The organism is Novosphingobium sp. YAF33, from assembly GCF_052113265.1.
Classification (GTDB): Bacteria; Pseudomonadota; Alphaproteobacteria; order Sphingomonadales; family Sphingomonadaceae; genus Novosphingobium.
The window spans coordinates 1-11053 of record NZ_JBFRCW010000032.1 but is presented as its reverse complement, the minus strand read 5'-3'; the positions used below and the strand labels follow the sequence as shown (position 1 = coordinate 11053).

General features: G+C 56.2%; 10 protein-coding genes. 6 read left to right on the top strand and 4 right to left on the bottom strand.

Annotated features, from left to right (window positions below):
• Positions 1–499: 499 nt before the first annotated feature.
• The gene (locus AB4Z00_RS26285; RefSeq protein ID WP_442047868.1) at positions 500–1213 is read right to left on the bottom strand and encodes an EAL domain-containing protein; all 714 of its coding nucleotides are present in this window, start codon (positions 1211–1213) and stop codon (positions 500–502) included.
• A gap of 1506 nt (positions 1214–2719) precedes the next feature.
• Here AB4Z00_RS26285 and AB4Z00_RS26280 point away from each other — a divergent pair.
• The 3 genes from AB4Z00_RS26280 (at position 2720) to AB4Z00_RS26270 (ending at position 5701) form a co-directional block, all read left to right on the top strand.
• Positions 2720–3031, top strand: coding sequence for a ribonuclease E inhibitor RraB (locus AB4Z00_RS26280; RefSeq protein ID WP_442047867.1), 312 nt, complete (start codon positions 2720–2722; stop codon positions 3029–3031).
• A gap of 367 nt (positions 3032–3398) precedes the next feature.
• Positions 3399–4247, top strand: a complete 849-nt coding sequence (gene asd, locus AB4Z00_RS26275) for an archaetidylserine decarboxylase (protein WP_442047866.1) — start codon at positions 3399–3401, stop codon at positions 4245–4247.
• Positions 4248–5263: 1016 nt separating this feature from the next.
• A complete protein-coding gene (locus tag AB4Z00_RS26270) occupies positions 5264–5701 on the top strand; it encodes a helix-turn-helix domain-containing protein (protein ID WP_442047865.1) in 438 nt (145 codons plus the stop codon).
• A gap of 34 nt (positions 5702–5735) precedes the next feature.
• Here the strand turns inward: AB4Z00_RS26270 and AB4Z00_RS26265 are convergent, their stop codons facing one another.
• The gene (locus AB4Z00_RS26265) at positions 5736–6968 is read right to left on the bottom strand and encodes a multidrug effflux MFS transporter (RefSeq protein ID WP_442047864.1); all 1233 of its coding nucleotides are present in this window, start codon (positions 6966–6968) and stop codon (positions 5736–5738) included.
• 395 nt (positions 6969–7363) lie between these two features.
• Between AB4Z00_RS26265 and AB4Z00_RS26260 the strand changes: the two genes are divergently transcribed.
• The 3 genes from AB4Z00_RS26260 to AB4Z00_RS26250 all read left to right on the top strand — a co-directional run bounded on the left by AB4Z00_RS26260 (position 7364) and on the right by AB4Z00_RS26250 (position 9839).
• On the top strand, positions 7364–7684 hold the full coding sequence (locus tag AB4Z00_RS26260; protein WP_442047863.1) for a hypothetical protein: 321 nt from the start codon (positions 7364–7366) through the stop codon (positions 7682–7684).
• A gap of 289 nt (positions 7685–7973) precedes the next feature.
• On the top strand, positions 7974–9344 hold the full coding sequence (locus tag AB4Z00_RS26255) for a Fic family protein (RefSeq protein WP_442047862.1): 1371 nt from the start codon (positions 7974–7976) through the stop codon (positions 9342–9344).
• Positions 9345–9419: 75 nt separating this feature from the next.
• The gene (locus AB4Z00_RS26250) at positions 9420–9839 is read left to right on the top strand and encodes a hypothetical protein (RefSeq protein ID WP_442047861.1); all 420 of its coding nucleotides are present in this window, start codon (positions 9420–9422) and stop codon (positions 9837–9839) included.
• A gap of 377 nt (positions 9840–10216) precedes the next feature.
• On the opposite strand, the gene AB4Z00_RS26245 is transcribed toward AB4Z00_RS26250, so the two are convergent.
• Positions 10217–10633, bottom strand: coding sequence for a VOC family protein (locus AB4Z00_RS26245; protein ID WP_442047860.1), 417 nt, complete (start codon positions 10631–10633; stop codon positions 10217–10219).
• A complete protein-coding gene (locus AB4Z00_RS26240) occupies positions 10626–10871 on the bottom strand; it encodes a hypothetical protein (protein WP_442047859.1) in 246 nt (81 codons plus the stop codon). Before AB4Z00_RS26240 ends, AB4Z00_RS26245 begins: the two co-directional genes overlap by 8 nt.
• Positions 10872–11053 lie beyond the last annotated feature (182 nt).

The following is an 11053-nucleotide window of genomic DNA, read 5'->3' as shown; positions in this document are numbered from 1 at the left end:
CTGCTCCCATACAACTGGGTCAATACAAACGCCGGGCAAACCATGTTCGAAATTAGCAACATCGTCACCGCTGCTTGATCACCGAAAAGACATCGGCAAACCTGACGGGGTGGCTCCACCGCCACGTGGGAGATTTTTACCGCTTACGGAACGGGAATTGGCCGTTCGGGCCCTTGATCGCGGCAAATAAATTGGAGCGCTATCTGATCGCAATGGCGTCTTGCAGCACATAATCTGACTGTCTCACGCCCTGCGAAACGAGCGGGACAGAAGAGGGAGCGCCGGCTCCTGGGCTACTCCCAGCCTTGCCAATTAGGCGGGTGTCCGCGTGGCTCCAGGTTTACCGTTGGGCTCGGGATCCAGACAGCGGACGGTATTCACCAGCAAAAAAAAAGATCCAGGGCCAGTCGTATATAATCTCAGGCACATCACCGTGGAAATCAAAAAGCGACTCCGCGCGAAGAGTTATCAGGCGGACCGACTGCCTCCACTGTTACTATCATATCGCCGCGGCTACACCCGTCCCCGGCACTATCGGCAACGGCAGGCTTCGAAAACCGGGTTTTGCGAAAAGATATCCCTGCATCAGGCGTACGCCAAGGTCTCGAAGAACGCGAAAATCATCGTTGGTCTCAATCCCTTCGGCAATTACCATGATATCTAAAGCTTTCGCTATTTCGACCACGCCTTTAACGACCAACCGCCGTGCCTCGTTCATCGCAAGACCTTGAATCAAGTCCATATCTAATTTGATCAAATCGGTTTGAAACTTGGCAAGCAGCCCCAATCCCGCGTGCCCGGCACCAAAGTCATCCAGTGCGGTAGCAAAACCCATCTTCCGGTAAGTCGCGACGATCCGTTGAACGTGATCGGTGTCGACTATCTGTTCGTTTTCAGTGAACTCAAAAATAAGACGCTCGGAAGGAAAGCCCACCTCGCGAGCGGTCTTGAGTGTCAACTGGATACAGGCTTCAGGCGAATAGACGGCGTTCGGAAGGAAGTTAATCGACAGCTTGGCTCCTGTTTGCAAGATACCAGCGTCTACAGCTCCCTTGATGGCTGCCACTCTGCATTGCTGGTCGAAAGCGTAGCGGTTTTCCCGAGTTACATTTGAAAGCACTTCGCCCGCGCTCTCACCGCGTATTCCTCGCACCAAAGCTTCGAAGGCAAATACCTCTCCGGTCTTACTGTCGATGATGGGCTGAAAGGCCATCGCTAGCTCGAACTCGTTCTGGCTTGATCGGCAGCCCTGGCATCCAGTTTGCATTCGTCTGTCTCCTCGCCGCCCGCAATAGCGGGCAGGATATTAAATTGTCTTGAACCTGCCGGGTTTGAATCGAAAATTTCGATGTGATTGGAGAATTGTCTCGTCTCCAAACCCGATGCCCCTACGAATTACGCGCCCCTAGAGTATTTTCTCAAACCGTTTAAAATATAGTCTGGTTCAATATTTCATACACTGCGGTCTTAAATTGCCATCGGCAGTGAAGCCGAGGCTTTAGGTTCGGAGCCTTTCAGCTCATGAAGTCATCTGGGCAGCGCGAATCGTAAATTGGGTAGCATGGGCCAGCCTTCCGCGTCAGCGCCAAGCAACAGCGGTACGATGCGACGCCGCCATGAACGTCCCGAGAAATTTCGATCGCAAAACACATTTAAACTCAAAGCGCCGCTGCAACTGGAGCGCGCCGCGCCATTAAAAAGACCCGAAACGCAAGCGTTCCGGGTAAAGTCGTTGGGTCGCTGCGCGCCGAAGCGCGTGTGGCAAGCAGCCGGCCTGTCGTACTCGGCGACTCACCGCAGCTATGACTGAAGCAGATGCGCTCGCTCGCTAATATAAAATGTTATAAAGCTCAAAAATCTCAAACCCGCCGCAGAACAGGAATCTTCGATGTGACTTCCCGCCTGATTGTCCAGGATTGCATATCGCAGGCAGTCCCGCTCTTCGGCTGGCGGCATACCGCGCGGGCTAGCTGCTCAAGGGCTTGCACAACCAACGCGGCGCTGGCGTCAATGTTCAAAGCTTGGCCAGCGGGCTGTTTCACCATCGGCAGGTACATGCCGCGTTGACCTGCAGGGTATTTTTACCATGGGCGGGAAAGGATGTGGGATTAGACGGACGGACTATCAACAGCCTTCGTGAAGCTAAGGACCCGGGGGTGATCGCGATGGATACGGCTTTTATCTGGTGATAGCCCCGTGCAGCTCTAAATCGAGGATTTGCCTAATCAAGAAAGACGGAGAATGGCGCACATCGGGCTGGCTAGCACCAAAAGGGTGGCGTTGAGAATAAGTAGGAACGATCTGTAAGTTTGCGTCCAGGTCGAGACTGGAATAGATCGGTAGCCGAACGCCGGCGAGAAGCGGGCATTCCCGCATTCGACAGGCAAGCTTTCAGGTTTTTGCCGAGAACCATGCTGCGCGGAAGATCTTGAAAGAAAGGGCGCAGTGGCTTTCAACGCTTGGCGCCTTTGCTTTCCAGGGGAGAAGAAACCAGCTTAGCATTGTGTTCCGGTACTGCAGCGGAACTCCTGAAGTCCTAGATGGATTTAAACCCATGGTAGCCGCTAACGACTCAGCCGGGCAACGAAAGGGAGGCCAAGCAAATCTCGACAATGCTGGTTTTTAATGAGCAAATAACGTTACCTGGTTTTGTTAGAGCTTTCTGAGTAAATCGTTTGCGGTTAATAAAATTGAAGCTTAGTTTTAAGGAGTAGTGCGAATGCGAAATGAAAATATCGGAGACAACGTTTCAACATCAGGAAGCGCTGATAGCACGCGCAAGGTTGTCTTTAGCTTCGGCTTTTTAAACCGGGCCTCCGCTCAGGCTTTTGCCGTAGCCGTAGAGGGGCCTGATGCTCAGGTGACCATCAATGAAGAAGGCGATGGCGCAGCCCCCTGCAATGCCCAAGTCACCCTTGTTATCGGGACGGGGCCGGATGCGATTAACGATGCAAAGAATCGTTTGTTACAAATAGCGGCCGGTCAGGAGGGGCATTTGAACGAGTGGGCCGTGCAAGACCAAGGTATGTGACTGTCTGCATTATGGCCGAAGCATTGGCCCTGAGGAACCCCGTTGCTCGATAATCGGCGGGGCTAGCAGGATTGTGACACGGACAGCCTCGCAAATTTCAGGGCAAGCGAAATGAAGCGCTGGGATTGACGTTCTCGGTTGTCAGGCGGCAAATCGGCAAGAGGCGGGAGGACAGGCTGAGCCGCGTTCCGGGAGCATTGATCATGTTTATAACGCCTCAGAGCTTAGCAGACTCCTTATCTGCCGCTAATTAGATCTTCTGTTCCACAGACATTTGCATTACCGAGAAGCCGAACCGGAGGTTGGCGGAAACGGACGAATAAATAACCTTGCCGTACGCCCGGACTGTTCTAGCATCGCAAATGCTATGTCTTATAAACTGAACGCCCTGCTGCAGCACCTGCTTCCCAAGCGCTTTCTGACGTCGCTTGCCGGCCGCGTGGCGAACGCGCAACGAAGCGAAATGACGAACTGGCTCATTGGCTTATTTGTGAAAAAATACGGCGTTGACATGAGCGAGGCTTTGCAAAGTGATACTCGCACTTATCTCAGTTTCAACGAATTCTTTGCCAGATCGCTAAAAGCGCACGTCCGGCCGCTGGCGAACGCCGATTTTGTTAGCCCGGTTGATGGGACCATCAGCCAATTCGGCAGGATCGACGATCATCGTATTCTGCAGGCGAAAGGCCACTATTTCAATGTCCCGGAGCTGTTGGGCGGGGACACAGCGTTGGCGGAGCATTTTCGTCACGGCAAGTTCGTCAACCTATACTTGTCGCCAAGGGATTATCACCGGGTCCATATGCCTTGCGACGGTCGGCTGAAGCGAATGATCTACATTCCGGGCACGCTCTTCTCCGTGAATCCGGGAACTGCACGCGGTATACGTAACTTATTCGCACGCAACGAGCGCGTGGTATGCGAATTTACATCTTCTGACGATCGTTCCTTTGCGATGGTACTCATCGGCGCAACGATCGTGGGAAGCATTGCCACGGTCTGGCACGGATTGGTGAAGCCGAAATCAAAGAGGAGGATAACCGATTGGCGTTATGCAGACAATGAGATTGATCTGAAAAAAGGTCACGAAATGGGGCGGTTCTTACTGGGATCGACGGTTGTGATGCTGTTCCCATCTGAATCAATCGAGTTTCATCCGAGTTGGGCGCCTGAGCGTACGGTTTGTCTTGGCGAACCGATGGGAACGCATAATTAGTGTTTATAAAGGCAGTTATAGCCATGAGAGTCGATGCTTTCGTTGACGTCTTCTAAATTTTGCTCCGGCGCGCACTCGACGGTGGCGTACTGATATACTTTACCGCGAACGCCGAAATTAAGATTCCGCCACGCAAACGACCGTAACAAAAGGCGATGGAAGGCGTCATTAATGCACAATGTGGGTCGTAATGCTCTGCTGAATCCTGCACTTGAGAAACTTAAAGCTTAGACTGCTGCGGCAGGATGAGAGGAAGGGGCTGGACAATCAGCCGATGCCGGTGGGCTGCGCGCAAGATGCGGTGCTGGGACGCAAACTACTCCGGCCAATGGGACGGCCGCCATGAGATAGGACTAAGCCGGGCCTGTAACTGGTTTCCCGCGGGATGAAGCACAAAAGCGTGACGCCGCAGCTATTGTGCCAGAAATACAGGAAACTTATGCCGGCAGCTTCGGCCACGCCTTGCTGGATCAGCTGGGCGTAGCCCATCAGTACTGTGTCTTCAGGTTTACCAGGCAGCGGGTTAACCAACAGCGTGCTCTTTCGATTGAAGATCGCAAATTCCGATTGAAAAACCAAAATTATAAGGCCGCGGGGAATTTTTTCCAAAAATCTGGATTGAAAAAGTCCAACGTGTGGTCGCGCGCAAACCCAGGCCAAAAACAGCCTGAAAAACTCAATTGCTACAAATCGAGACCGATTTTCCGGTAATGTTCCGTATGGGGCGTGCTGACGCCCCTTAAATGACCTGTACTGCCCTTGGCGCAGCCTGTCGGCTTATCCTTCGTGTTTAGCTCCTGTTGCCCTGCCCTGCAAAACGGCAGATGCCGATCCGTCTGTTGTTGTGACCATTGCCGCCAGAATCGCTTTGGGCACCCCTCCAGCCTGTGTGTAACCTGTTAATAAGCGCGGTATCTACTATCGCAGCACTCCGGCATCGATCAAAATGATAACTCAATTATCATTTGAGGTTCAATGTTTGGAGAAGAGATGCGCGCCCATTGCAAGCTCTGGGATTGACCCAGGCCGAGCTTGCCCAGCGCCTTGGCCTGTCGCGCGTCATGATCGGCCTGATGGAGCGCGGCCTTCGCGAAACCTCCGCACGCACCAGGGCAGCAGTGCTTTCAGCGCAGCCCCGTCCGCTGGAGCGCACGACCAGCACGTTCGCACCGCTCACGCGCAAGCTCGAGACCGCGTTCATCACGAACGGCATCGCCTACGAGGCGGATTGCATGATCGATGGGCAACTGGCCGATTTTCATCTTGTCGATCTGGGCATAGCCCTGTTCGTCGAGACGTCCCGATGGGAAACGCGGTCACGCGCACCCATGAACATCGACATGATCTCAATCGTGGGCAAGAGCGCGCTGAATGCCTTCATCACGCTCATTCAACATGGCGGCGTGCATGCCTGCTTGAGCGCAAGCCAGGATCCCTACGCTGTCGATACCTGAAAACGACGGGCTCTCCATCGCTCGGCGAGAGCGCCTAACTCTGCTGTCGTGCCTCACGGGYCCGAAAAAGCCGGCCGCCTTCGATGAGGTAGACGATGGCGAGCACGGTTATGCCGATGCACAGATAGCCCACTGCCAGCGGCGAGGTCGTGCCTGCATAAGCCTGGCCGATGGCTGAACCAACCAGAACTGCGCCGATGCTGGAGATGAAGCCCTGTACCGAGGATGCCGTCCCTGCGATGTGGCCTACCGGCTCCATCGCCATGGATCCGAAGTTGGAGCCGCAAAGCCCGATCGAGGTCATGCTGAGCGCCTGGAGGATGGTAAAGCTCGTCAGCGTCTCAAGCCCGGCAAAGATGACCAGTACATGCAGTATCGAGAGCCCGATCAGCGCGAGCACTGCCGACTGTGAAATAACCCTCGTTCCAAGCCTTTCCACAAGCCGGCTGTTGGCGAACGCTGCCAGTCCCATCGCGCCGGCGCAGATTGCGAACAGCCATGTGAACTTGGCCCCGGCGCCGAACTCATCGACGAAAATCTGCTGAGAGGATGAGACGAAGGCGATGATCCCGCCGAACGTGAGAGACGCAGCCACCGCGTAGCCGATGGAGAACCGGTCCGTGAGCGTCAGCCAGTAACTTTGCCGCAAGACAGCGAACGAGATCGGCATCCGACCTGCAACAGGCAGGGTTTCGGGCAGGCGCACGAGCGTCCACGCGAGGACGAAGGCTGCGAAAGCGCCAAGCACATAAAAGATGAACCGCCATGGCCCGAACGCGAGTAGCGCCTGTCCGAGCGTCGGCGCGAGGATCGGCACAACGAAGAAGATCATTTGCGCGACAGACATGGTGCGGGCCATCTTTCGCCCGGATGCGCCATCGCGGACGATGGCGACCGCAAGGACGCGGGTCGACGCGGACATCAGACCTTGCAGCAGGCGCGCACCGAGCAGCGCTGGGAACGTAGCCGAACTCGCCGCAAACACACTTGCGGCAATGAAGCCGATCAGGGTGCCGACAACGACCGGTTTCCGGCCGAACCGATCCGCGAGAGGGCCATAGACCAGCTGCCCTGCGGCGAAACCGACCAAGTAGACGGTGATGATCCACTGCCGATGGTTGGCATCGCTTATAGCAAGCTCCCGGCCTATGTCCGCCAGGGCAGGCAGCATCAGATCGACGCCCAGAGCGTTTACCGCCATGACTGCAGCAATAAAGGCGACGAATTCGCGAGGATGCATGGCGGCAGGGACGGATTTGGATGTCATCGGCGGCGCTATCGGCGATATACCCCCGCGTTACAAGCAAGGCGCGGCATCTGCACCGGGCCAGGCCCCGCCTTCGTTCAAACAGAGCATGGCTTCCAGCTCTCCAATTCCACTCGTGGCTAAGCAAGTAAGCGAAGCTTGGCCCCCGATCCCTCATCTCAATCGGGATCGCGCTGATTGTGGCTGACCTGCTCAAAGAACCAAAGGACCGATCCCGGCCCTCTATGCGTCGTCTTGACGTGGGACTTTCCGGCCGCTCGCAGAAGAGCAAGTATCGGCAGCTTTAGGCTTACAACCAGACGTTCGTCGGAGAAGCCCACGGCACACCGGTACGCGCGTTGTGTAAGGACAGGCGCAGGCAAGATCCACAGGTCGCGACCAAGCTCGGCGCAGTGATGGAACGCAATGCCGGCTCTGGCGCTCCGATTGTGTTTGGCACATTGAATGTCAGGCATCACGACCTGCCAAAACCAGTTGCCGAACAGGCGCTGAGAGTGGTTGGGGCGCGTGTGAGAAAGAAAGTGACGCTGGCTCGAGCGAAGATCACGGCAACCCGCGTCGCTCTCGCCATGCCAGACGCTTCTGGCCTCGTCATTTTCGTCAGCCTACCAGAGCGAATAGGCAATCAGACAATGGCTTGGCGGATCAACGATGCCTTGCGACATAATACGAAAATGGATTGCCTGGACGGGGCGATGGTGATCGAAACCCCTTAGGATCGCTGCACGTTTGATCAACGGCTTTATCAGATGCTCGCGGTGGCAATGGAGCATGGCGAGTTTCCCAAGTCCCGGTTTTTAGGCCCCCCGCAGGAAGAGGCACCGGTGCCATGATGGAGAGTTCCAGAAAGCGGTCGCTGCTACTGGCATCGTCGCAGAGAGCGGTGGAGCCTTTTGCGCAGTCTGATATTGCGCGAATCCAAATGTGATTGCGCAAATCTTTACTTAATTGCGCATTGACTCACTTAGTTGTGCGTTTCATGTTTTGCGCAACTAAGGAGCTTGTGTGGCACGACCGATTCCCGAAAGCGATCTAGCAGCGATCGAGGCAGCAGTAGCGCAACATCCAGGCGGTGCCTCAGTTGCGCAGATTATTGAAGTTCTCGCCGCGCCTGGTGCCCGTCGCACTCTCCAATATCGCCTTCGTGCGCTGGTTGATGCCGGTCGCCTCCGGCTTGCCGGAGACGGGCGTGCCGCCCGTTACCATCTTGTTGGTGATGCTGTTGCCGAACCTGACGCGGCCGACATCGTCCCAATGTCGCCCGAAGGCAAAGCGGTCCTGGCCTATGTCCGCCAGCCTGTGGTGGCTCGCCTGCCGGTCGGTTATGATCGCTGCTTCCTGGATGGCTACCGGCCGAACGAAACATATTATCTCACCCAAGAGCATCGCGAACATCTGGCCGTGATCGGCAAACCGCAGATCGAGGCCGCAGCCGCCGGAACCTACGCGAGGCAAATCATGAACAGGCTGCTGATCGACTTGGCGTGGAATTCCAGCCGGCTCGAAGGCAACACCTATTCGCTGCTCGACACCCGGCGGTTGCTCGATTTCGGGGAGGCTGCCGAGGGTCGCGGGCCACTCGAAGCGCAGATGATCCTCAACCACAAGGACGCGATTGAGTTTCTCGTCGCCAACGCCGACGATATTGGCTTCAATCGCTATACGATCCTCAATCTGCACGCCTTGCTCGCCAACAACCTGTTGGCCGACCCTACGGCGGTTGGTCGGTTACGTCACATTATCGTCGGCATCGACGGTTCGACATTCCATCCGCTGGAAGTGCCCGGCCTAATCGAGGAATGCTTTGATCAGATCCTCGCTACTGCTGCAGCCATTACGGATCCCTTCGAGCAAGCCTTCTTCGTAATGGTTCAACTTCCCTACCTTCAGCCCTTCGACGATGTGAACAAACGGGTCTCCCGACTCGCCGCCAACATTCCGATGATCAGGGCGAACCTTGCGCCGCTGTCGTTTACCGAGGTCCCAGGCGATCTCTACACGACCGCTACGCTTGGCGTGTACGAACGAAACGACACGTCCCTGCTGCGTGACGTATTCCTCTGGGCCTATGAGCGATCAGCAGGACGCTATGCGGCCGTTCGCCAATCGATGGGTGAACCGGACCCCTTCCGCTTGCACTACCGCGAAGAGTTGCGAGACGTCATCCGCGATGTTGTGCGCGGCCCGATGAACCGAATGGCTGCGCGCGCGCACCTTGCCGAGATTGTGCGCGAGACCATTCCAACGGCAGATCAGGAGCAGTTTATCGAGGTTGCAGAGACAGAGTTGCTTGGCCTTCACGAGGGCAATTTCGCGCGCTACCAGGTCCGCCCTTCGGAATTCGCGGCATGGCGTCTGATCTGGAGCCCGGCATGACCGCCCGACAAATCTTCACCTGGCGATCGACCGCTTTCCGGGCCTCAAGAGGGGCGCTCGGGCGTGACGTTGTATATGACCAAAACATGGGGGGTCAGCGTTCCGTCGGGGCCGCTGCAGTTCAGCACCAACGGCTGGCGGATTAACGCCAGATCGACACTAGAACCAAGCGATTTGGTCGGGATTGTGGGAACCGAGGGTACCGTGACCGATGAAAATGAACAAGGTCGCATTCTCGGATTGATGGAGCCCACCCGGCATGTCGTCAGCTCGCTCGTTGAACAGCGCTATTTCCCAGGCCCAACAGTAAGCGAGCTTTCATGGGATAAAGACCCTGCACGTAGTCGGGCTATCCAGCATTTCCAGGATTCCAGATTGTTCGATCTGCCAAAGTTGCTCGATGCCATGCCCTATCTGTTTGAAAAGGATGTTGATTCGATCCACGATGCCGTAGCCCGTCTTCAGGAAGACGGGACCGGAAAACTCGCGGCCTGACCAAACAAACCGGCGCGCTTGCCTTTTCCGAGTGGATCGACGACGCTCCGGACTCCCTGCATAAATCTAACGCAGGGCAACTTAGCGGCATCATCATCGTCGAACTCTGAAGAATGTTCAGAGCCGTATGCAATTACGCTGCAGTTTCAAACACCGGCTCGGCATTCTGCCGAATAGACACCGGCCATGACCGGCTATCTGGGCACGCTCAACAGCATCAGCCTCGTAAGGCGCTACGGCTTCGGGGCGCCATCGTTGGTCCGTGGCCACCACCTGCCTCAGCCTTGAACGCCTGGAGGTGGGACTTTTCCAACGTTCCCGCTTCAAACCGTAAACGTCCGGCTTTACCGAACCCCGACGTTTCAACTGCGCGGCTCCTATCCCTGTGCGGACGAGGTAGCAAATTCCAAGCGAATGCCGCCAGGAATGAACACAAGGAAGTGCCGCATCGCCGATCCTGGGCGCATGGGCTCGAGTGGCACATCGATGATGACTTCGGGCTGGGTGCTTATCTTGCTCCACGCCTCGTCCAGAGCATCATCGTTCGCGACAGCCAACGACAAATGATGCAGCCCGATATTGGCGCGACGATCGAAAAAGCGGGCGGTGATGGGGTCGGCCGCGCGCCAGAGGGTGAGTAGTATCGTGCCATCGGACACGAAAATCGAGGGGTAATCTGGTTTGCCGCCAACCAGATCAAAACCAAGCACATCGCAGAAGAATGCGCGCGCCTGATCGAGATCGGAAACGGTAAGGCCCACATGGTGGACGCCGCAGGTCAGTTTTTCAGCCATGATGATGTTGCTCCAATCGGGCGACGCGGGCGCGCAAAAGCTCCAGCTCATCCAGCAGGGGCCGGGTGGGCTCCGCGATCTGCGCGTCTGTGAAGCGGGGTGTAATGTGCTGAAGGCAGTCCCAATCGAACCCTACTATGTCGATCACGAAAGCCCTCTCTCCTTTGGCGTCGTATCCCGGCACCATAAGCGCTGCGACCCTTTCAGGATCGTCGGTGGTATAGGCGTGGCCGATCATTTTAAGCTCGACGCCGAGCGGGGTAATTCATCAGTGTCAACGCCGGTATAAAATGGGGCCAGGCACCGGTTTAAAAAGGGGCCAGTTGGTTCAGTCAAACAGCCTCGGATTGAGGCTGGGCACTATCGGCAGCGGGGAAGCGGCTGTAGCGGAGCGGAAGCCGATTTCCCGCTGCCGATAGC